We start from the raw sequence: 21,030 nt of genomic DNA on the forward strand, positions 1-21,030 counted from the left end.
CGTTATTGATAGCGATACAGCAGCATGGCGCCTGGCAGTGCCCAGATGGTAAATGCGCCGATCAGTCCTAGGGTCGCCGGCAGAATCAGCCACCAGACTTTGGGTGCGAGCGCCGCCATGGGCGTACGCCATTGCACGATGGCCAGGCTCGCCGCGCAGAAGGCTGAGGCGAGTAGGGCGCCGGCGATCACATCGGTAGGCCAGTGCACGCCCAGGTAAACCCGTGACAGCGCGATGGCGGTTGCCGGCAGTCCGCCCAGCAGGACCCAGGCAAGACGCAGGCGCGGCGGCTGTCCGCGCCCGGCGAGTACTCCAAGGGTAAGGAAGAACGCGAACGCCGCCGAGCTGTGGCCGCTGGGAAAGCTGTAAGTGCTCAGGGGCTCGACCAGAATGTCCGGTCGGATCCGCCCGAACGTCGCCTTCAGCGCGCCGTTCGCCAGCGCGGTGCCCAGCAGCGTAAGAATGGCGAAAACTGCCGCGCGAGTCTGTCTAAGGGCGAGCAGCAGCACGCTCAACAGCACGGCCGCCCACAATTGTGTGTGGTAATCACCAGCACGGGTTACCACCACCATGAAACGGTCGAATATCGGGCTGCGCTCACCCTGCACGACCGCCATCAGACCCTCGTCGAACTCGACCAGGTAAGGCCAGCCGATGAACAGGCCGGTCAGAATGGCGGTGCTCAGGGCGGCAGCCAGCGGCGTGACCCAGCGCACCTGATGCAGGCTGCAATGCACCACCCCGCCGATGAGCAGGAGCAGCGCGCCAATGACGATCCCTGCCTCGCCCCAGAAACCATCCGGTAGTGGCAATCGTACGGCGGCGCCGGCCGTCCAGCCTGGCAGCAGATAGGCCATCGACCAGCCTGCCGCGGCGAACAGGCTGACCAGCAGAAAACGCCCGAACGGCATGTCCAGCATGCCAGCGGTAAGCGGCAACATGGGCCGCAGGGGGCCGATGAAACGCCCTACGAGAAGGCTGGCAATGCCGTAACGGCCAAAATACAGCTCGGCTCGGGTAAGCCATTCAGGATGGTTGCGCAGGCCGCGCATGCTGCGGATGTTCTGGTGATAGCGGCGTCCCAGCCCGTAGGACAGCAGATCGCCCAGCAGGCCGCCGGCGTAGCCCAGTAGCAATGTCTCGCCGAGACTCAGAACGCCACTGCCGGCGAGCACCGCGATGGCGAATACCAGCACGGTGCCGGGCATCAGCAGGCCGACCACGGCCAGACATTCCAGGCAGGCCACCAGAAACAGACTCAGCCCCAGCCATTGCGGATGTTCGGAAAGCCAGCTGGTGAGCGCGGTGAGCCATTCGGGCATCGAAGGTTTTCCTTTTCGTCGAGACGGTTTCGACCCGGCCGTGGGTGTTCCGGTTTCAATGCGTTGCATGATAACGCCGGAGGCGTGAGTGCTCGGTTCCGGCCAGCGACGGCTTGATCTCGGGGCTGCTGGCCAATGAGCGGTGGTGGATTGTGCAAGCACTGATGCGCTTGCCTGCCATTCGCCCGGCGCCGCTGTGCGTGGGGCGCGTGGGTGGCTATAATCAGCCGCTTTCCCTCCAGTCAGGCCAGCCAGACCATGACCGAGTCCGTAATCGACTACATGACCCGCCTCGGTCGCGCCGCGCGCGAGGCGTCGCGTGTGCTCGCCCGTGCCACTACCGCACAGAAGAATCGCGCACTGCATGCCGCCGCCGCTGCGCTCGACGCTGCACGCAGCGAGCTGGTCGAAGCCAATCAGCGCGACCTGGCGGCAGGGCGCGCCAATGGTCTGGACGAGGCGATGATCGATCGCCTGGCGCTGACCCCGGCGCGTATCGACGACATGATCGAGGGCCTGCGCCAGGTCGCGACCCTGCCGGACCCCATCGGCGAAATTCGCGACATGCGTTACCTGCCGTCCGGCATTCAGGTCGGCAAGATGCGCGTGCCGCTCGGCGTGGTCGGCATCATCTACGAATCGCGGCCGAACGTGACCATCGACGCCGCCAGCCTCTGCTTGAAATCCGGTAACGCCACCATCCTGCGTGGCGGCTCGGAGGCGATCCATTCGAATCAGGCGATTGCTCGCTGCATCCAGCTGGGTCTGGCCGAAGCCGAATTGCCGGCCGCTGCGGTGCAGGTCGTTGAAACCACCGATCGTGCCGCTGTCGGTGCGCTGATCACCATGCCGGAATTTGTTGATGTGATCGTTCCGCGTGGCGGCAAGGGCCTGATCGAACGCATCAGTCGCGACGCCAAGGTCCCGGTGATCAAGCATCTGGACGGCATCTGCCATGTGTTCATCGACCAGGCCGCCGATGTCGACAAGGCCATTCGCGTCGCCGACAACGCCAAAACCCAGCGCTACGCACCCTGCAACACCATGGAAACGTTGCTGGTGCACGTTGCTATGGCCGGCCGCGTGCTGCCGCCGTTGGCCGCTATCTACCGCGACAAGGGCGTCGAATTGCGCGGTTGCCCGCGTACCTGCGAACTGCTCGGTGGTGATGTGCTGGCCGCGAGTGAGGAAGATTGGTCCACCGAATACAACGCGCCGATCCTTTCGATCCGGCTGGTCGATTCCCTGAGTGAGGCCATCGAACACATCAACCGTTACGGCTCGCAGCATACCGATGCGATCGTCACGGAAAATTTCACCGATGCCCGCCGTTTCATCACCGAAGTCGACTCGGCGTCAGTGATGGTCAACGCCTCCACGCGTTTCGCGGACGGCTTCGAATACGGCCTGGGTGCAGAAATCGGCATTTCTACCGATAAGCTGCACGCACGCGGACCGGTTGGTCTGGAAGGTCTGACCAGCGAGAAGTATGTGGTCTTCGGCGACGGCCACGTGCGTACTTGATGAGCATTGCCCGCACGCCACGGCGCATCGGTGTTCTCGGTGGCACCTTCGACCCGGTGCACATCGGGCACTTGCGCGGGGCTGTGGAAGTGGCCGAAACGCTCGGGCTCGACGAGGTGCGCCTGGTTCCGAATTTCCGCCCGCCGCACCGTGAAGCGCCGAACAGCTCCGCGCAGGACCGTCTGGCCATGGTCCGGCTGGCGGCGCGGGAATTGCCGCTGCTCACTGTCGACTCGCGCGAGCTGGAACGCGACAAGCCGTCGTACACGCTCGACACGCTGGAGTCGCTGCGTGAGGAGCTTGAGGCTGACGATCAGCTCTTCCTCATCATGGGTTGGGACGCGTTCTGCGGCTTGCCCAGCTGGCATCGCTGGGATGAGCTGCTCGATCACTGCCACATCCTTGTCATGCAACGGCCGGATGCCGACAGCGAAGCCCCCGAAGCCCTGCGTGATCTGCTGGCGGCACGCAATGTAAACGATCCGCTGGCACTGGCCGGTAGCAGCGGGCAAATCGCCTTCGTCTGGCAGGCACCTCTCGGGGTTTCTGCGACGCGAATTCGTCAATTTCTGGCCAGTGGTCGATCGGTCCGTTTTCTGGTTCCCGACGCCGTACTGGCCTATATCAACGCGCACGGACTCTACCGGGCGTCGAACTGAGGTTGTTTCAAGTTATGCAAAATGATTCTTTGGTCCAGCTGGTCGTGAGCGCCCTGGAAGATCTGAAAGGCGCCGACATCACTACCATCGATGTCCGCGGCAAGACCAGTGTCACCGACTTCATGGTGATTGCCAGCGGTACCTCCAGCCGCCACGTGAAGTCGATGGCCGATAACGTGCTCGAAAAGGTCAAGGAGCAGGGGGTGCGCCCGCTGGGCAGTGAAGGCCTGGACGGCGGTGAGTGGGCGCTGCTCGACCTGGGCGATGTCGTCGTTCATGTCATGCAGGTACCGACTCGTCAGTTCTATGACCTTGAACGCCTCTGGCAGGGCGCCGAACAGAGCCGCGCCCAGCATGCGGGTGAGCAGGAATAAGGTAGATCCGTGCGAATCAAGCTGATCGCGGTAGGTTCGAAAATGCCGCGCTGGGTCGAGGATGGCTGGCATGAATACGCCAAGCGTCTGCCCTCGGAGCTGCCTCTGGAGCTGCATGAAATATCGCTCAACACACGCGGCAAGAATGCCGACGTAGCGCGGTTGATTCGCCAGGAAGGCGAAGCCATGCTGGCGAAGGTGCAGCCCGGCGAGCGCATCGTCACCCTGGAAGTGACGGGCCGACCGTGGAGCACCGAGCAGCTGGCGGCCGAGTTGGAACGTTGGCGGCTCGATGCGCGCAACGTCAACCTGATGGTTGGCGGGCCGGAGGGCCTGGCCCCTGAGGTCTGCGCACGTAGCGAACAGCGCTGGTCGCTGTCGCCGCTGACATTGCCGCACCCGCTTGTACGCATTCTGATCGGCGAGCAGATCTATCGCGCCTGGACATTGCTGTCGGGCCACCCTTACCACAAGTAGTACGGCCAAACCCAAGATGTCCCAGCCGATACCCCTCAAGGACCACGAAAAGGACGCCCGTCTGGTGCGCCAGCGTGTGCTTGTGGGTGCGGCATTCGTGTTGCTGCTCACCGGCGTGCTGATCGCGCGTCTGTATTACCTGCAGGTCGTGCAGTATCAGCACCATTCCACGCTCTCGGAAAACAACCGCGTCCATGTCCAGCCCATTCCTCCGAACAGAGGGCTGATCTTCGATCGGACCGGCAAGATCATTGCCGACAACCGTCCGAGTTTCAGCCTGACAGTGACGCGCGAGCGCGCCGAGGATTGGCGCAAGACGCTGGATACCGTGGTCGAGGTGCTCGAGTTGTCGAGCGAGGAGCGCGAGCTGTTCGAGAAGCGCGTCCTGCAAGGACGTCGACCTTTCGAACCGGTGCCGATCATGTACGAACTGTCGGAGGAGCAGATCGCGCGCATCGCCGTCGACCAGTTCCGACTGCCAGGCGTCGAAGTCGCGGCGCAACTGGTCCGGCATTACCCGCAGCGCGAGCACTTCGCGCATTCGGTCGGCTATGTCGGGCGCATCAACGAGGCGGAGCTCAAGCGGCTTGACCCGGTCAATTATGCGGGCACCCACCACATCGGCAAGACCGGTATCGAGCGGTTCTACGAAGACTCGCTGCATGGTCAGGTGGGCTACGAAGAGGTGGAAACCAATGCGCGCGGGCGCGTGCTGCGGGTGCTCAAACGCACCGATCCGATACCGGGCAAGGACATCACCCTGACCCTCGATCTGGATCTGCAAGAGGCAGCCGAGGCCGCGCTGGCGGGGCGCCGTGGAGCTGTGGTGGCATTGCAGCCGGCGACCGGTGAGGTGCTGGCGATGGTCAGTCAGCCGAGCTTCGATCCCAATCTGTTCGTTACCGGCATCAGCTTCAAGGCCTACGGCGAACTGCGCGATTCCATCGACCAGCCGCTGTTCAACCGCGTGTTGCGCGGCCTGTATCCTCCAGGGTCGACCATCAAGCCGATGATGGCGGTGGCTGGTCTTGATTCCGGCGTGGTAACCGAAAGCAGCAAGGTGTTCGATCCCGGTTTTTTCCAATTGCCGAACGTGAAGCACAAGTATCGCAACTGGAACCGGGGCGGCGATGGCTGGGTGGATCTGGAGACGGCGATTTATCGCTCCAACGACACCTACTTCTACGACATGGCCCACAAAATGGGCATCGATCGGATGCACGAATACATGACCCGCTTCGGCATCGGTCAGCGTGTGTCGCTGGATATGTTCGAGGAAACCGCAGGCCTGATGCCGTCCCGGGAATGGAAGCGGGCCCGTTACCGCCAGCCCTGGTATCCGGGCGAAACCGTCATTCTCGGCATCGGACAGGGCTATATGCAGACCACGCCATTGCAGTTGGCTCAGGCGACCTCCTTGATGGCCACTCACGGCAAGTGGATTCGGCCGCATCTGGCGAAAAGCATCGAGGGCGTGCTCCCGGTCGATCCGGAGCCGATGCCGGATATCGAGTTGCGTGACCCAGACTACTGGGATGCCGCCATCGACGGCATGGTGGCGGTTCTGCACGGCGCTCGCGGGACTGCGAAAAAGGTGGGCGATACGGCTAGCTATCGTATTGCCGGCAAGAGCGGTACCGCACAGGTTGTCGCCATCAAGCAAGGCGAGCGATACGACAGCGAGAAGCTTGCCGAACGGCATCGTGACCATGCGCTATTCGTCGCGTTCGCGCCAGTGCACGACCCGCAGATTGCGGTGGCGGTGATGGTCGAGAACGGTGAGTCCGGCTCTGGCGTCGCCGCCCCGGTTGCCAAGCAGGTCATGGATGCCTGGTTGTTGAACGAGGCGGGCGAACTGAAAGCCGAGTATGCGCCGCCACTGACGGCCGAGGTGGAAGAACCATGAGCGGGACGTTCGATCGCACGCTGTCCACCACCGATGTAATGCGCCGCCGCGCGACCTTGTTGCAGCGCATGCACATCGATGGCGTGCTGCTGTTGCTTCTGCTGTCACTCGCGGCGGGCAGTCTGTTCATTCTTTATTCGGCCGGCGGCAAGAACTGGGATCTGCTGATCAAGCAGGCCTCCTCGTTCGGCATAGGCCTGACGGCCATGCTGGTCATCGCTCAGCTGGAACCGCGCTTCATGGCGCGCTGGGTGCCGCTCGGCTATCTCGGTGTCGTCGCGTTGCTCTTGGCGGTGGAGTTCGTGGGCTATACGGCAATGGGCGCGACCCGCTGGATCAACATTCCTGGCGTGATTCGCTTTCAGCCATCGGAGTTCATGAAAATCATCATGCCGATGACCATTGCCTGGTACCTGTCCACCCGCGCGCTGCCGCCCGGTATCAAGCACACCGTCATCACTCTGTGCATGATCCTGGTGCCCTTCGTGCTGATTCTCAAACAGCCGGACCTGGGCACCTCGCTGCTGGTGCTGGTTTCCGGTGCCTTCGTGCTGTTCATCGCCGGGCTGCGCTGGCGCTGGGTCCTGGGCGCGATTGCGGCGCTCGTGCCCATCGCTGTCGGCATGTGGTATTTCGTCCTGCACAACTACCAGAAGCAGCGCGTGCATACCTTCCTCGACCCGGAAAGCGATCCGCTGGGGACCGGCTGGAACATCATCCAGTCGAAGGCGGCGATCGGCTCGGGCGGGGTATTTGGCAAAGGCTGGCTGCTCGGTACCCAGTCGCACCTGGATTTTTTGCCCGAAAGCCATACGGACTTTATCATTGCGGTCCTGGCCGAGGAGTTCGGCCTGGTTGGCGTCTGTCTACTGCTGCTGCTGTATCTTCTGCTGATTGCGCGGGGGTTGGTCATCACGGTTCAGGCGCAGACGTTGTTTGGCAAGTTGCTTGCCGGCGCGCTGACGATGACGTTCTTCGTATACGTCTTCATCAATATCGGGATGGTCAGCGGATTGCTGCCGGTCGTAGGGGTGCCGTTGCCCTTTATCAGTTTTGGTGGCACTTCATTGGTGACCCTGCTATCAGGGTTCGGGGTTTTGATGTCGATCCACACCCATCGCAAGTGGATCGCGCAGGTTTGATTAGAGTGAATTTCTTGAATCCATTACGACGTGGCTGGTTGGCACGAGTGCTTTGCGGAGCGGGTCTGTTCGGTGTGGTTGGCGGAGTTCCGACGGCGTTCGCGGCAGACTATCAGGGCGACAAGGTTGCCGAATTCGTGCGTGAAATGACTCAGGACTACGGCTTCGCCAGCGAGCAGTTGGTTGAAATACTGGCCGAGGCGGAGCGCAAACAGGCGATTCTCGACGCCATTTCCCGTCCGGCGGAGCGCGTCAAACCCTGGAAGGAATACCGGCCAATCTTCATCACCGATTCGCGGGTGGCCCAGGGCGTCGATTTCTGGCGTGAAAACGAGGCCGCGCTATCGCGGGCCGAGCAGGAGTACGGCGTGCCGGCCGAAGTGATCGTTTCGATCATCGGCGTTGAGACCTTCTATGGCCGCAACACCGGCAGCTATCGGGTCATCGACGCGCTGACGACCTTGGGCTTCGATTATCCGCCGCGCCAGCCATTCTTCCGTCAGCAGCTCAAGGAATTTCTGCTGCTGGCTCGCGAAGAACAGGTCGACCCGCTGGCCTTGACTGGCTCCTATGCCGGTGCGATGGGGCTACCGCAATTCATGCCGAGCAGCTTCCGCGCCTATGCCGTGGACTTCGATGCCGATGGCCGTATCGACATCTGGAAGAATCCGGTCGATGCCATCGGCAGTGCCGCCAATTACTTCAAGCAGCACGGCTGGGTAGCCGATGCACCTGTGGTCGCCAAGGCTACGGTCAACGGCGAGCGGCACGGTGAAGGCCTGACCGAAGGACTCGAACCGGTCAAAAATGCTGCAGAGCTACGCCAGCTCGGCTGGCAGTGGCAGACCGAGGCGGAACTTGCAGACGACACGGCCGTAACCGCCTTCCGACTGGACGGCGCCGAGGGTGATGAATACTGGGTAGGCTTGCCCAATTTCTACGTCATCACGCGTTACAACCGCAGCGTGATGTACGCCATGGCAGTGCACCAGCTTGCCGAGCAACTGGCCCAGGCACGAGGCGCGCAATGATCGCTCGTCTGCTGGCGGTATCTACCGTTCTCGTGCTCGTGGCGGGCTGCGCCTCTTCACCGACACCGCCACAGCCTTCGACGCCTGCGCCGAGCTCGGGCATCAGCGGCCCTGATAACTATTCACGGCCACACAAGGACGGCGCGCCCTGGTGGGACGTCGACGTCTCGGCCATTCCGGACGCGACGCCCGTGCCCCATAACGGCCCGTTCAAAGCCAATCCCTACACCGTATTGGGCAAGACCTATTATCCGATCGGTGATGGACGCAACTATCAGGCAACCGGTACGGCATCCTGGTACGGCACCAAGTTTCACGGTCAGCCCACCGCCAATGGCGAGAAGTACGACCTATACGGCATGAGCGCAGCGCACAAGACATTGCCGCTGCCCAGCTACGTCCGGGTGACCAACGTCGACAATGGCAAGACTGTGGTGCTGCGGGTCAACGACCGCGGCCCTTTCTACTCGGACCGGATCATCGATCTGTCCTTCGCGGCGGCGAAAAAACTGGGCTATGCCGAGACCGGAACCGCCCGGGTCAAAGTCGAAGGTATCGACCCCGAGCAGTGGTGGGCCGAGCGCGGCCAGTCTGCGCCGATGGTCCTGGCGCAGCCGCAGAAGGTCGCCGGTCAGCCCGCTGGTCGCTCGCTGTCACAGCCTGTCGAACAGTACACTCCTCCGCCAGCGCAGCATGCCGGCGCTACCTTGCCGGTGCAGATCGATCGCGGCAACACGATTGCTGCAGGCCAGTCCGGAGTGTTTCTGCAGGTCGGTGCGTTTGCCAATCCGGATGCCGCCCAGCTGCTACGCGACAAGCTCAGCGGCATGACTACGGCACCGGTATTCGTCAGTTCGGTGGTTCATCAGGAGCAGGTTTTGCACCGGGTGCGCCTCGGGCCGATCGACTCGCCGGATGAGGCCGCGCAGCTGGAGCAGAGCGTCCGCCTTGCCAATCTGGGAAATCCGCGGCGTGTGAGTGGCGAATGAGGCCATTCCATGTCTTGGCCAAGCGCCGTTTGTTTTTGTCTACACCACTTCTGAGAGCGCAATGACTATAACCACCTTCGTGCACCGCCTGTTCCTCCTCGCCGTGTTGGCCGTCGCGCCCGCCGCTTGGGCCGCGCCGATCATCCCGTCACCGCCGCAACTGGCTGCAAAGTCCTACGTTCTGATGGACGCGGCCAGCGGCAAGGTGCTGGTCGAAAATGCAGGTGACGAGCGTTTGCCACCGGCGAGCCTGACCAAGCTGATGACGGCGTACATCGCGACGCTGGAAATCAATAAGGGTCAGATATCCGAAAGCGATATGGTCACCGTCAGCGAGAAGGCCTGGCGTACCGGCGGCTCCCGGATGTTCATCCAGGTCAACACACAGGTTTCGGTCGATGACCTGCTGCACGGCATCATCATTCAGTCCGGTAACGACGCCAGTGTGGCGATAGCCGAGCATATCGCCGGCAGCGAAGAAGCCTTCGCCGATCTCATGAACAGTGCGGCCCAGCGGTTGGGCATGACCAATACCCACTTCGTGAACGCCACCGGCCTGCCTCATCCGGATCACTATTCATCGGCGGCCGACATGGCCAAGCTGGCCCGCGCGATCATCTATGAAGATCCGGCGCATTACGGCATCTATGCGCAGAAGGAATTCTTCTGGAACAACATCAAGCAACCCAACCGCAACCTGCTGCTGTGGCGGGACAAGACCGTCGATGGCCTTAAAACCGGACATACCGAAGAGGCGGGCTACTGCCTGGTGGCGTCGGCAGTACGCGACGACATGCGTTTGATCAGCGTCGTGTTCGGCACCAACAGCGAGCAGGCCCGCGCCGCCGAGACGCAGAAGCTACTGACCTACGGCTTCCGCTTCTTCGAGACCCGTACCTTCTACAAAAAGGGCGTCGAGCTGGCGACTTCCCGGGTCTGGAAAGGCCAGCAGGACCAGGTCAGCGCTGGGCTGGCGAATGACCTGACCCTGACCCTGCCGCGGGGCCAGATGGACAAACTGCAGGCCGGTCTGACGTTCAATCCCGAGCTGATGGCGCCGATCCAGCAGGGCGACGTAATCGGTAAGGTCGAAGTCAGTCTCGATGGACAGGTACTACAGAGCACCGACCTGATTGCCCTGCAGCCCGTGGAAGAAGGCGGGCTGTTCAGCCGTTTCTGGGATAGCATTCGTCTGTTCTTCTTCAATCTCTTCAACTGATACCACCTGAGCGCGCTCGGCTATCCGCCGGGCGTGCTTGCGGATCACGAGTCCGTCGTCATGACCGAAAGCAAAAGCGAAACACAGCCACCCAAAATCGAATTTCCCTGCGAGCGCTATCCGATCAAGGTGATCGGTGACGCGGGCGAGGGCTTCAGCGAGGCGGTGATAGAAGTGATCCGGCGTCATGCGCCGAACTTTGACGAAACCACCTTGGTGACGCGCGACAGCCGCAACGGGCGCTTTCTGTCCGTTCAGGTGCTGATCACCGCGACCAGCGTCGAGCAGTTGCAGGCGATTCACGTCGATCTGCGCGCTACCGGGCGCGTGCATATGGTGCTGTGATGGAAAGCGCTCCATCGGCACGCAACGTTACCGACAAGACGGTGTTCAATTTCTCTGAATTTGGTGTTCGCTGATGGCTTCCGCAATGCTCGGTGTTCGTGACCTCGGACTGGTCGAGTACGAGCCCGCCTGGCAAGCCATGCAGCGCTTCACCAATGAACGCACCCCGACCACCGAAGATGAAATCTGGCTGCTGCAACATCCGCCAGTGTTCACCCAAGGGCAGGCAGGCAAGGCCGAACATCTGTTGCTACCCGGCGATATTCCGGTGGTTCAGGTCGATCGTGGTGGTCAAGTGACTTATCACGGTCCCGGGCAACTGGTGTGTTATCTGCTGCTGGATGTCAGACGATTGGGTATCGGTGTGCGCGAGCTGGTCAGCCGCATCGAGCAAAGCCTGATCGACCTGCTTGCCAGCTACGATGTACAAGCGGTGGCTAAGCCCGACGCACCGGGTGTGTACGTTGACGGCGCAAAGATCGCATCGCTCGGCTTGCGCATCCGTAACGGCCGCTCGTTCCATGGCCTGGCGCTGAACGTGAATATGGATCTGGAGCCCTTCGGGCGGATCAACCCCTGCGGATACGCCGGCATGACCATGACCCAGTTGGCCGATCTGGTCGCTGGGCCAATAGCGTTTTCCGAGGTCAGTGCCCGCCTGCGTGATCAGCTGGTCAAGCACCTCGGCTACTCGCAGCAGCAGACGCTGACGGGCGCAATAGATGGTTAAGCCGGGCGCTTGCTCATCCAATGTGTGCGGGGCATGGCGGATATGAAACGCCTGTCCCCAGGCGAAGCCTAGGGTCAGGCGCTGTTCGGCCCGATCAGTTCAGATTGAGGGTCGGAATCAGGCTGCTATCAAATGGCTGGCCCGGCACTGGCACCGGGGCGGCCAGGCCCAGGTTATTCTTCTCGAACACCCGGTCGGCTCGGTAGCTGGAGCGCACCAGCGGGCCGGCGGCGACTTCCATAAAACCTTTTCCTAGACCGATATCGCGGAAACGGTTGAATTCTTCCGGACTGACCCAGCGCTTGACCGATAGGTGGTTGCGGGTCGGCTGCAGGTACTGGCCGAGGGTGAGGATGTCCACGCCGATGGCACGCAGGTCATCCATGGCCTGCAGTATTTCCTCGTCGCTTTCGCCCAGGCCCAGCATCAGGCTGGTCTTGGTCAGCACATCCGGGCGGTGGCGCTTGGCATGTTCCAGTGCGCGCAGGGTCTTCTCGTAGCCGGCGCGGGGGTCGCGCACTTCATGGGTCAGGCGTCTGACCGTCTCGACGTTCTGCGCGAAGACTTCCAGGCCGGAATCCACTACGCGTTCGATGGCTTGCAGGTCGCCGTCGAAGTCCGGGGTCAGGGCCTCTACCACTACCTGCGGGGTGCGCTCCTTGATGGCGCGCACACAAGCGGCGTAGTGTGCGGCACCGCCGTCGTCCAGGTCATCGCGGTCCACCGAGGTCAGCACGATATAGCGCAGCGCCATCAGCTCCACCGACTTGGCGGTGTTCTGTGGCTCCTCCTGATCCAGCCAGCCGTTGGGATTGCCAGTATCCACCGCGCAGAAACGGCACGCGCGGGTGCACACCGAGCCCATCAGCATGATGGTGGCGGTGCCGTTGGACCAGCATTCGCCCATGTTCGGGCAGTGGGATTCTTGGCATACGGTGCTCAGACGGTGTTCGCCGACATTGCGCTTGACCGCTTCGAAGCGGCTGCCGCTGGGTGCCTTGACCCGCAGCCACTTGGGCTTGGGTTCGAACACTTGGGGTTCGCTTGAGGCGCGGCGCTTCTGCCCGTCCTTGATCGCGGTGATGCCCTGAGTGGTGCGGAATTTTTCGCCGCTGGCAACGGTTTTGGGCTGGGAGGTATCGGACATCGGCTTTCTGGGCTCCGCTAGAGGCTCCGGGGACGAGGCGGTTTGTGGCCGCGGCGCAGTTTATCACAGGCACTGACCGTTCAGTCCGTCTAGCGTCGTGCAGTCCAGGCCGGCAGCCAGCCGCCGAACACGCGGGTTTCAATCTTGCAACTGGCTGGCGAACTGCTCAGGTCAGCACTACGGTGAGCGCGGCGCACCGGCCACTTGGCAGCGGAGCTGGTCGGTGTGTATGCCGCGCTCATCCCCGCAGCTGACCTACCGGCCAGCGCTCCACGTGCATTATTAAGAGGCTGTACTGCCGGCCAGGAATGGGCTACCGAAGCTGCGTGATCTGCCTGGAGAGATGGGTGGCTCGGGGCAGAGCATGGCCGAGTAGTTCGGCCATGCTCGCTACGGCTCCGCCCGCAACCGACCTAGCAGCTCCTGAGTCGGATGGCCGTCAGCGGGCCAGCCGAGTTGCTGCTGAAATCCGCGAATGGCGCTGCGGGTGTTGGCGCCGATGATGCCATCCGCTGTGCCGGGATCGAAGCCTTGCTTGAGCAGGCGCTCCTGCAGCTCCACTCGTTCCGACCGGCTCAGTGGCTGTTCGCCCAGCGGCCAGCTGCCCCGCACTTTGCCGGCACCATCGAAACGCTCCGAAAGCAGTCCGATTGCCAGCGCATAGGAGGAGGAATTGTTGTAACGCAGGATCGAGCGGAAATTATCCAGAATCAAGAAGGCTGGGCCGCGATGGCCCGCCGGAAGCAACAGGCTAGCCGTAGCGTCATCATTGCCCGTCGGCACATCGCGCAAGCCGAGGGCGCGCCAAGCAGCCAGCGACTTGCGCAGGCTGCTATCGGCGAGTGCATAGTCGAATCCTTCCGGCAGCTGGACTTCGAATCCCCACGGCTGCCCGGCTTGCCAGCCCGACGCCTGAAGGTAATGAGCGGCTGAAGCCAGCGCGTCGGCCGAGCTGTTCCAGATGTCCCGGCGACCGTCCCCGTCGAAATCCACCGCATGGGTGTTATAGGTCGTCGGAATGAATTGCGTCTGGCCCATGGCGCCAGCCCAGGAGCCGCGTAGCTGAGAGGGCTCGACGTCACCATGCGCGAGGATGTCCAGCGCCGCCAGCAGCTGGCTCTTGGCGAACCCTGGCCGGCGACCTTCGTGTGCGAGGGTCGCCAGCGAACGGATCACCGGCTTGTCGCCCATGATCTGCCCAAAGCTGCTCTCCAGCCCCCAGATAGCAACGAGAGTGTTGCGGTCGACGCTGTAGCGCGCTTCGATCTCATCCAGGGTCTTGGTGTGCTGTTGAAGCAGGCGCTGACCACCTTGCACGCGCTGGGCCGACAGTGCGCCTTCCAGGTATTGCCATACTGGACGGGAGAACTCCGGCTGGCTGCGGTCGGCAGCAATGATGCTGGGATCGGGGGTGACGCCTTCAAATGCGCGATCAAACAGATCGGCGGACACGCCGGCTTGCAGCGCCTCGTTGCGGAATTCATCTCGCCATTCGGCGAAGGTCTGCTGCTTCGCGGGCGCGATCTGCGACTGTGGGGCTGTGGTGGCATCAGTGGCGGGCTGCGCGACTTGCTGGTCGGAGCGCTCTGCCGGGGCCTGATCGACAGGCTCGGCGGCACAGGCGACCATGATGCTCAGCGCGGATCCGGCAATCAGGGTACGCAGCAGCAGTACGGGAACGAAGGCGTAAAACATGTACCACTCTCGGCAGGTCATCGGCAGGTGACCTTATCACGCTTTGAATTGCTTGGCTTTTCAGGCCGCCAGAAGGACCGAAGCCTCCCAGTGGGAGGCTTCGCGACGGTAACTACCTTTGCCTTTTTTCGGTTGTTCCTGGCGGCTGCGGAACAGGGGTTGCGCCACCAGTGACTTGGCCTTGTTCGGCCGCTTGCGGTTCTTTGTCATGGGCTTTTTCTCTGCTATTTGGGACACGGCCGCATCATAGGCGTTGTGCAAGAAATGTCCAGGTGCAACAGCGGCCGAACACGTTCGGCCTACGGGTCAGATGCGTGGATGCGGTTGGTGGGTGTACGTGGACGACCGCAAGGTTGTAGGCCGGAGGGGTTAGCACTACAAGCGCCGATCGTAGGGCCGAACGTGTTCGGCCTCGTCTGCGCGGTCAAAGATACCGTCGGTAGCGAACAGGCTAAACCCCGATTCGCCGTCCGCTCAGTCGCAGGCAAAGATTCGTCAGGCCGATCCAGGGATCGCCTTCGGCCTGCCCTTTGATCTGTTCGTCGATCTGCTGTGCGTTCATCAGCAGGCGCTGCCAGCCGGCCGCGTCATGCCGCTGCAGCGCCTTGCTGACCAGCGGCTTGCGTTTGTCCCACACCGGGGGGCGGGCCTGACTGAAGGCACGGTCCAGCGGCACGCCCTGACTGTATTGCTGGGCAATGTTGGCGAGTTGGCGAACCTCGCGAGCCACAGCCCAGAGAATGACCGGCGCCTCGACGCCTTCGCCGCGCAGGCCCGTCAGTATCTGCAGGATGTGCTCCGGCTGCCCCAGCAATGCGGCATCGATGAGGCCGAATACGTCGTAGCGGGCACTGTCGGCGACGGCGGCCTGGACGGTTTCAACGGTGACCCGATCCGCCTCGGCGACCAGTTTGAGCTTTTCAATTTCCTGGGCGGCGGCGAGCAGGTTGCCTTCGATGCGTGCTGCGATCAGCTCAACCGCGTCCTGATCGGCGGCAAGCCCGGCGCTCGACAGGCGCTGGCGTATCCACTGCGGCAGTTGCTGGGCGTCGACGGGCCAGATCTGCAGAAACTGCACCTGCTTGCCATCGATCAGCGCCTTGGCCCATTTGGTCTTCTGCGTATTGCCGTCGAGCTTGGGCAGGGTGATCAGCAGTACGGTGTCCTCGGCGGGCCGCGCGAGGTAATCGAGCAATGCTGCGGTGCCCTTGTCGCCAGGCTTGCCGTTGGGGATGCGCAGTTCCAGCAGGCGCTTCTCGGCAAACAGCGAGAGGCTTGCACCCGCTTCGATGAGCAGGCCCCAATCGAAGCCGGTCTCGACGTTGAACACCTGACGCTCGCTGAAGCCCTGCTGGCGACAGGCGTTGCGAATGGCATCGCAGGCTTCCTGGCAGAGCAGGTGCTCGTCGCCGCTGACCACGTAGACCGGCGCTAGAGGGCCTTGCAGATGTTTGGCGAGCTGGGCGGGAGGTAATTTCATCGTGAGGGCGAGAGCCAGTGCTGGCTGGCTCCCGATCGGTCACTGGATAGGCAGTTCGACGGGTGATTGCTGCGGTTGCGAGGCCTGCTCGCGCATCTGTGCTTCGATGGCTTCGGCCTCGGCGCGTTTCTTCGCCTCGGCGGTCTGCTGTAGCTGATCGAGCTGCGCGGGGGTGACGCCACGGATGCGCATGCTCAGCTGTTGCAGAAGTTCACGACGCATTTCCTGGCGCAGCTGGTTCGCTTCCTGATCCGAACTGATCAGGTTGTTGCTGTCATGGACATAGACCTTCTGCACTTCGACGCTGTCCTGCAGCAGAACGGTGCTCTGCGGGCCGCGGAATTCATACGCGAGCACGCTGGTCAGCTCGTACTCGGCACTGCGCGCCGAGCTGGTATAGCTGGCGGTGCGCTGCTGGTTCTGCTCGCGCACCAGATCAAGCGTGTAGGGCGCACCAGGATGAACCCTGACGCCATTGTCCTTGAGCAGTTCTTCGAGTTGCTTGGCGGTCTCGCCATGACTGTTGCGCGCCTGCAGATTGATTTCCTCAAGGGCAAAGCTGGTTTCGCCAGTGCCACGCAGGTGGAAACCGCAGGCGCTCAACAGCAGGGTCAGGCCGACCACCACCAGATTGCGTTTGATCATCTTGTTATCCCCTTGCCAGCCCTGGCGCCCTGCGCCAAGGCGAATCAGTTAGCGACGATGTTGACCAGCTTGCCTGGCACCACGATGACCTTGCGAATCGTCAGGCCTTCGGTGAAGCGCACCACGTTCTCGTTGGCGCGTGCACTGGCTTCGACTTCTTCGCGCGAGGCGCTGGCCGGCACTTCGATCTGGCCGCGCAGCTTGCCGTTGACCTGTACCACCAGCGTCAGGTTGTCCTGCACCAGGGCGGACTCGTCGACCGTTGGCCATTGTGCGTCGATGACGGCGCCGGATTTGCCCAGCTGTTGCCAGAGTTCATGGCAAATGTGCGGTGTGATAGGTGCCAGCAGCAGGGCGACAGTTTCCAGCCCTTCCTGCATGAGTGCGCGATCTTGCTCGTTGCTGGCGGAGGCCTTCTCCAGGACATTCATCAGCGTCATCACCTGGGCGATGGCGGTGTTGAATTTGTGGTGCTGGCCGACATCGGTGCTGGCTTGCTTGATCGCCAGATGAATGGCACGGCGCACGGCTTTCTGCTCGTCGCTCAGGCTGGCGATGTCCAGCGTACCCGGCAGGCCGGCGCTGACATGGCTATGAGCCAGGCGCCAGACACGGCGCAGGAAACGGCTCGCACCTTCGACGCCGGAGTCGGACCATTCCAGGCTCATATCCGGCGGCGAGGCGAACATCATGAACAGGCGGCAGGTGTCGGCGCCGTAGGCATCGATCATCGCCTGTGGGTCGACGCCGTTGTTCTTCGATTTGGACATCTTCTCGGTGCCGCCAATTTCAACCGGCAGGCCGTCGCTGGCGAGCTTAGCGCCGATAACCTTGGCCTTGGCGTCACGCTCGACAATGACATCGGCCGGATTGAACCAGTCCTTGCCGCCGTTGGGCAGCGTGCGGTAGTAGGTGTCGGCGATGACCATGCCCTGGGTCAGCAGGTTTTTGAACGGCTCGTTGGAGCTGACCAGCCCCTCGTCACGCATCAGCTTATGGAAGAAACGCGCATACAGCAGGTGCAGGATGGCGTGTTCAATGCCGCCGATGTATTGGTCCACCGGCAGCCAGTGGTTGGCGGCTTTCGGGTCGACCATGCCCTGGTCGTAGTTCGGGCTGGCGTAGCGGGCGAAGTACCAGGACGACTCGACGAAGGTGTCCATGGTGTCGGTTTCGCGCCGGGCCGGCTTGCCGCAGCTGGGGCAGCTGCAGTCGTAGAATTCGGGCATTTTCGCCAGCGGCGAACCGGCGCCGTCAGGCACTACATCCTCCGGCAGCACCACTGGCAGCTGGTCTTCCGGCACCGGCACATCGCCACAGCTTTCGCAATGAATGATCGGGATCGGGCAGCCCCAGTAGCGCTGACGGCTGATGCCCCAGTCGCGCAGGCGGAACTGGGTGCGCGCCTGGCCGAGGCCTTTCTTCTGCAGGGCGACTTCCATGGCATCGAAGGCGCCGTCGAAATCCAGCCCGTCGAATTCGCCGGAATTGATCAGCTCGCCGTGCTCGCCATAGGCGTCGTTCCAAGGCGTAGGCGTCTCGTCGCCTGCGCTGGTGCGCACCACCGGCTTGATCGGCAGGTCGTATTTGGTGGCGAAGGCGAAGTCGCGCTCGTCATGGGCGGGCACCGCCATCACCGCGCCTTCGCCGTAGTTCATCAGTACGTAGTTGGCGACCCATACCGGCAGCAGCTCGCCGGTCAGCGGGTGCTGAACGTGCAACGACGTGGCCAGGCCTTTCTTTTCCTGGGTGGCGATGTCGGCTTCGGCGACGCCGCCGCGCTTGCATTCGTCGATGAAGGCTTGCAGTTCAGGATCTTTCTGAGCGGCGAGGGTTGCCAGCGGATGTTCGGCGGCCACGGCGACGTAGGTGGCGCCCATCAGAGTATCGGGGCGCGTGGTGAAGACTTTCATCACGCCTTCGCTGCCGATGCTCGCCACGTCGTAGGGGAAACTGATTTCCATGCCGCGCGACTTGCCGATCCAGTTGCGCTGCATGGTCTTGACCTGTTCCGGCCAGCCATCCAGCTCGTCCAGGCTCTCCAGCAGCTCATCTGCGTAGGCGGTGATCTTGAAGTAGTACATGGGGATTTCGCGCTTCTCGATCAGCGCGCCCGAACGCCAGCCACGGCCATCGATGACCTGCTCGTTGGCCAGTACGGTCTGGTCCACCGGGTCCCAGTTCACCGTGCCGTTCTTACGGTAGATCACGCCCTTCTTGTACAGGCGGGTAAACAGCCATTGCTCCCAGCGGTAGTAGTCCGGCTTGCAGGTAGTGACTTCGCGCGTCCAGTCCACCGCCAGGCCCAGCGATTTGAGCTGGGTCTTCATGTACTGGATGTTCTCGTAGGTCCACTTGGCCGGCGCCACCTGGTTCTTCATCGCGGCGTTTTCCGCCGGCATGCCGAAGGCATCCCAGCCCATCGGCTGCAGTACGTTCTTGCCCTGCATGCGTTGGTAGCGCGCGATCACGTCGCCGATGGTGTAGTTGCGCACGTGGCCCATGTGCAGCTTGCCGCTGGGGTAGGGGAACATCGACAGGCAATAGAAGGTGTCCTTGCCTGGCTGTTCGCTCACTTCAAAGGATTTCTGTGAATCCCAGTGGGACTGCGCGGCGGCTTCGATTTCGCGGGGCTGATACTGTTCGTGCATGGCTACTGGCGTTGAATAGGGGCTGGCTTTTCGCGAAGCGGCGGCTGGCTGCGGTAACGTCAGATCGAGACCTGGCGAACGGCGGCGCAACGGGCTGGATGCGAAAGCATGGAAGCGCCGTAGCATACATGACCCCCAGCGACCGAGGGAAACCCATTTGCCGGGAGCCACGCGGGCCCCGTTTGTCGCTCGCGGTGGTGTCGTTCGAGTCTGAGCTACGCTTGTACAGGGGGCGGGACGAACGGAGGTGAATCATGGGTGGAGAGCGCGAAGCGGATGAGGGCAATCTATATGGGCGTGTGCTGCAGCGGCTGACCCTGGCGCTGGAAGAGGCGGAACGAGCCGCGGGCGGTAATGCCGGCGCCGCGACCGAACTGGAGGTCGGCGGGTTGACGCCTGCCGAGTTCGATCTGATTCGCGCTTATCTGCAGCAGGACTCACAGTGGCTGTCGGGCTGGCATGCCGCGGCCGAAGAGCAGGCGCAGCTGGAGCGTCAGGCCGCGCGCCCGGCCCTGCGTAACGTGCTGCGCCACCATCCGGCCAAGCGAAGTAAACAGGCGCCCGTGTCGCTGCAGCAGACCATGAGTTGCGCACTATGCGGCGCCTGTGTGACCTGGCCCGACGGGGCGGGCCCGGTTGCCTGCTCGGCCTGTGGTTCGCAATTGCTAAGAGCCCGGCAGCGGTTGCATACCTACCCAAAGCATTGATGGCGTCCGCCTTACCGGGCGGACGCCTCGGCAGGTAAAGTTGCAGCAACCAGAGTGCTGGAGCTGCGTATGCCGATTCGTTATTTCTTCAAACACCTATTGCTGCCACCGGGCGGCCTGCTTCTGCTGTTGCTCCTGGCCTGGTGGCTTCGGCGGCGTGCGCCGCGGCTGGCCGCGTTCTGTTTCGTGATCGGCTTCGGCGGGCTTTGGTTGATGAGTTTGCCGGTGACCGTCGAATGGGCAGCACGGGCATTGGAGCGTGAGCAAGCGCTGGAATGGACCGATTGGGCTGATCTTGGACAGCAGGCGCAAGCCATCGTGGTGCTCGGCGCCGGTCGCGAGCAGGCCGATCCAGGCTGGGGCTCCGACCAGCCCAGCCATATCGCGCTCGAGCGACTGCGTTACGCCTCGCGATTGGCCAAGGCCTCGGGACTGCCGATCCTGGCCAGCGGCGGCCTGCACTATGGGCAACCGCCGAGCGAAGCCTTGCTGGCAGCCGAAGCGCTGCAACGCGACTTCGCCACGCCGACACGCTGGCTGGAAGAGCGTAGCCGCACCACCTGGGAAAACGCGGTGTACAGCGCGCAGATGCTCAAGAGCGCAGGAATCGAGAGCATCGTGCTGGTGACCTCGGCGTCGCATATGCCGCGGGCGCGCTGGTGTTTCGAGCAGGTCGGTCTGCAGGTGATCACCGCACCGGTGGGCTTCCTTAGCGTGCCCCACGGTCGGCCGTTCGGTGGCTGGCTGCCGGAAGCCAAAGCCGTCTGGCAGAACGGCATGCTGCTCAACGAAGCCGTCGGGATGCTGGTTTATCCATTGATTTATACGGCCCAGGAGGGCTAGGACGACAAGAGCGCTGGAGGCTGGACGAACAGCGGCCCGTCAGGTTACGCCTTCGGAGACCCCGGATTACGCCTCCGGCTAATCCAGGCTACGGTCTGTAGGAGGAAAAGCTTGACGGTATTGATGCAACAGCCCCGACATTGA

The 21,030-nt window shown here is 62.6% G+C and carries 20 protein-coding genes; 13 read left to right on the forward strand and 7 right to left on the reverse strand.

The genetic code is table 11. The features are described from left to right. Positions 1–2: 2 nt before the first annotated feature. The gene (locus NA645_RS03370) at positions 3–1,322 is read right to left on the reverse strand and encodes a bifunctional DedA family/phosphatase PAP2 family protein (RefSeq protein WP_256047515.1); all 1,320 of its coding nucleotides are present in this window, start codon (positions 1,320–1,322) and stop codon (positions 3–5) included. Between the two features lie 258 nt (positions 1,323–1,580). On the opposite strand from NA645_RS03370, the gene NA645_RS03375 reads away from it, so the two are divergent. The 11 genes from NA645_RS03375 to lipB all read left to right on the forward strand — a co-directional run bounded on the left by NA645_RS03375 (position 1,581) and on the right by lipB (position 11,718). Then, the gene (locus tag NA645_RS03375) at positions 1,581–2,846 is read left to right on the forward strand and encodes a glutamate-5-semialdehyde dehydrogenase (RefSeq protein ID WP_256047516.1); all 1,266 of its coding nucleotides are present in this window, start codon (positions 1,581–1,583) and stop codon (positions 2,844–2,846) included. After that, complete coding sequence (nadD, locus tag NA645_RS03380; RefSeq protein WP_256047517.1) at positions 2,846–3,505, forward strand: nicotinate-nucleotide adenylyltransferase; 660 nt, start codon at positions 2,846–2,848, stop codon at positions 3,503–3,505. Before NA645_RS03375 ends, nadD begins: the two co-directional genes overlap by 1 nt. A gap of 14 nt (positions 3,506–3,519) precedes the next feature. Continuing rightward, a complete protein-coding gene (rsfS, locus tag NA645_RS03385; protein ID WP_256047518.1) occupies positions 3,520–3,879 on the forward strand; it encodes a ribosome silencing factor in 360 nt (119 codons plus the stop codon). A gap of 9 nt (positions 3,880–3,888) precedes the next feature. Beyond that, entirely contained in the window at positions 3,889–4,356 is a 468-nt protein-coding gene (gene rlmH / locus NA645_RS03390; protein WP_025243223.1) for a 23S rRNA (pseudouridine(1915)-N(3))-methyltransferase RlmH, read from the forward strand. Positions 4,357–4,372: 16 nt separating this feature from the next. Further along, positions 4,373–6,262, forward strand: coding sequence for a penicillin-binding protein 2 (gene mrdA / locus NA645_RS03395; protein ID WP_256047519.1), 1,890 nt, complete (start codon positions 4,373–4,375; stop codon positions 6,260–6,262). Next, entirely contained in the window at positions 6,259–7,404 is a 1,146-nt protein-coding gene (gene rodA / locus NA645_RS03400; protein ID WP_272891948.1) for a rod shape-determining protein RodA, read from the forward strand. Before mrdA ends, rodA begins: the two co-directional genes overlap by 4 nt. 47 nt (positions 7,405–7,451) lie before the next feature. After that, a complete protein-coding gene (gene mltB / locus NA645_RS03405) occupies positions 7,452–8,435 on the forward strand; it encodes a lytic murein transglycosylase B (RefSeq protein ID WP_256047547.1) in 984 nt (327 codons plus the stop codon). Beyond that, a complete protein-coding gene (locus tag NA645_RS03410) occupies positions 8,432–9,424 on the forward strand; it encodes a septal ring lytic transglycosylase RlpA family protein (RefSeq protein ID WP_256047520.1) in 993 nt (330 codons plus the stop codon). The genes mltB and NA645_RS03410 overlap by 4 nt, the downstream gene beginning before the upstream one ends. A gap of 61 nt (positions 9,425–9,485) precedes the next feature. Beyond that, positions 9,486–10,643: a D-alanyl-D-alanine carboxypeptidase family protein gene (locus NA645_RS03415; RefSeq protein WP_256047521.1), complete on the forward strand. Its 1,158-nt coding sequence runs from the start codon at positions 9,486–9,488 to the stop codon at positions 10,641–10,643. Between the two features lie 60 nt (positions 10,644–10,703). Further along, on the forward strand, positions 10,704–10,988 hold the full coding sequence (locus NA645_RS03420) for a DUF493 domain-containing protein (protein ID WP_256047522.1): 285 nt from the start codon (positions 10,704–10,706) through the stop codon (positions 10,986–10,988). 73 nt (positions 10,989–11,061) lie between these two features. Then, positions 11,062–11,718 (forward strand): lipoyl(octanoyl) transferase LipB, encoded by a 657-nt coding sequence (gene lipB / locus NA645_RS03425; protein ID WP_256047523.1) that lies wholly within the window; start codon positions 11,062–11,064, stop codon positions 11,716–11,718. 94 nt (positions 11,719–11,812) lie between these two features. Here the strand turns inward: lipB and lipA are convergent, their stop codons facing one another. The 6 genes from lipA to leuS all read right to left on the reverse strand — a co-directional run bounded on the left by lipA (position 11,813) and on the right by leuS (position 19,336). Continuing rightward, positions 11,813–12,865 carry a lipoyl synthase gene (gene lipA / locus NA645_RS03430; RefSeq protein ID WP_256047524.1) on the reverse strand — a complete coding sequence of 351 codons (1,053 nt, stop codon included), beginning with the start codon at positions 12,863–12,865 and terminating at the stop codon, positions 11,813–11,815. Between the two features lie 390 nt (positions 12,866–13,255). Next, positions 13,256–14,560, reverse strand: coding sequence for a lytic murein transglycosylase (locus NA645_RS03435; RefSeq protein WP_256047525.1), 1,305 nt, complete (start codon positions 14,558–14,560; stop codon positions 13,256–13,258). Between the two features lie 60 nt (positions 14,561–14,620). Then, positions 14,621–14,770, reverse strand: a complete 150-nt coding sequence (gene arfA / locus NA645_RS03440) for an alternative ribosome rescue factor ArfA (protein ID WP_256047526.1) — start codon at positions 14,768–14,770, stop codon at positions 14,621–14,623. A gap of 241 nt (positions 14,771–15,011) precedes the next feature. Next, positions 15,012–16,040: a DNA polymerase III subunit delta gene (gene holA, locus NA645_RS03445; protein ID WP_256047527.1), complete on the reverse strand. Its 1,029-nt coding sequence runs from the start codon at positions 16,038–16,040 to the stop codon at positions 15,012–15,014. A 39-nt stretch (positions 16,041–16,079) separates the two neighbouring features. Then, entirely contained in the window at positions 16,080–16,685 is a 606-nt protein-coding gene (gene lptE, locus NA645_RS03450; protein WP_256047528.1) for an LPS assembly lipoprotein LptE, read from the reverse strand. A gap of 44 nt (positions 16,686–16,729) precedes the next feature. Further along, positions 16,730–19,336, reverse strand: coding sequence for a leucine--tRNA ligase (gene leuS, locus NA645_RS03455; RefSeq protein WP_256047529.1), 2,607 nt, complete (start codon positions 19,334–19,336; stop codon positions 16,730–16,732). Positions 19,337–19,590: 254 nt separating this feature from the next. On the opposite strand from leuS, the gene NA645_RS03460 reads away from it, so the two are divergent. Both NA645_RS03460 and NA645_RS03465 read left to right on the forward strand, forming a co-directional pair. Next, positions 19,591–20,043, forward strand: coding sequence for a hypothetical protein (locus tag NA645_RS03460; protein WP_256047530.1), 453 nt, complete (start codon positions 19,591–19,593; stop codon positions 20,041–20,043). Between the two features lie 69 nt (positions 20,044–20,112). Continuing rightward, positions 20,113–20,886, forward strand: a complete 774-nt coding sequence (locus NA645_RS03465) for a YdcF family protein (protein WP_256047531.1) — start codon at positions 20,113–20,115, stop codon at positions 20,884–20,886. Positions 20,887–21,030: the final 144 nt, after the last annotated feature.

It is taken from the genome of Stutzerimonas stutzeri (genome assembly GCF_024448955.1).
GTDB classification, from domain to species: Bacteria; Pseudomonadota; Gammaproteobacteria; order Pseudomonadales; family Pseudomonadaceae; genus Stutzerimonas; species Stutzerimonas stutzeri_AQ.

Coding starts and splice junctions, on each gene's coding strand:
- arfA (WP_256047526.1), bottom strand. CDS start 14,770: ATGACAAAGAACCGCAAGCGGCCGAACAAGGCCAAGTCACTGGTGGCG.
- NA645_RS03420 (WP_256047522.1), top strand. CDS start 10,704: ATGACCGAAAGCAAAAGCGAAACACAGCCACCCAAAATCGAATTTCCC.
- lipA (WP_256047524.1), bottom strand. CDS start 12,865: ATGTCCGATACCTCCCAGCCCAAAACCGTTGCCAGCGGCGAAAAATTC.
- nadD (WP_256047517.1), top strand. CDS start 2,846: ATGAGCATTGCCCGCACGCCACGGCGCATCGGTGTTCTCGGTGGCACC.
- NA645_RS03460 (WP_256047530.1), top strand. CDS start 19,591: ATGGGTGGAGAGCGCGAAGCGGATGAGGGCAATCTATATGGGCGTGTG.
- NA645_RS03435 (WP_256047525.1), bottom strand. CDS start 14,560: ATGTTTTACGCCTTCGTTCCCGTACTGCTGCTGCGTACCCTGATTGCC.
- holA (WP_256047527.1), bottom strand. CDS start 16,040: ATGAAATTACCTCCCGCCCAGCTCGCCAAACATCTGCAAGGCCCTCTA.
- lipB (WP_256047523.1), top strand. CDS start 11,062: ATGGCTTCCGCAATGCTCGGTGTTCGTGACCTCGGACTGGTCGAGTAC.
- NA645_RS03370 (WP_256047515.1), bottom strand. CDS start 1,322: ATGCCCGAATGGCTCACCGCGCTCACCAGCTGGCTTTCCGAACATCCG.
- NA645_RS03375 (WP_256047516.1), top strand. CDS start 1,581: ATGACCGAGTCCGTAATCGACTACATGACCCGCCTCGGTCGCGCCGCG.
- rodA (WP_272891948.1), top strand. CDS start 6,259: ATGAGCGGGACGTTCGATCGCACGCTGTCCACCACCGATGTAATGCGC.
- rsfS (WP_256047518.1), top strand. CDS start 3,520: ATGCAAAATGATTCTTTGGTCCAGCTGGTCGTGAGCGCCCTGGAAGAT.
- NA645_RS03465 (WP_256047531.1), top strand. CDS start 20,113: ATGCCGATTCGTTATTTCTTCAAACACCTATTGCTGCCACCGGGCGGC.
- NA645_RS03415 (WP_256047521.1), top strand. CDS start 9,486: ATGACTATAACCACCTTCGTGCACCGCCTGTTCCTCCTCGCCGTGTTG.
- NA645_RS03410 (WP_256047520.1), top strand. CDS start 8,432: ATGATCGCTCGTCTGCTGGCGGTATCTACCGTTCTCGTGCTCGTGGCG.
- lptE (WP_256047528.1), bottom strand. CDS start 16,685: ATGATCAAACGCAATCTGGTGGTGGTCGGCCTGACCCTGCTGTTGAGC.
- leuS (WP_256047529.1), bottom strand. CDS start 19,336: ATGCACGAACAGTATCAGCCCCGCGAAATCGAAGCCGCCGCGCAGTCC.
- mrdA (WP_256047519.1), top strand. CDS start 4,373: ATGTCCCAGCCGATACCCCTCAAGGACCACGAAAAGGACGCCCGTCTG.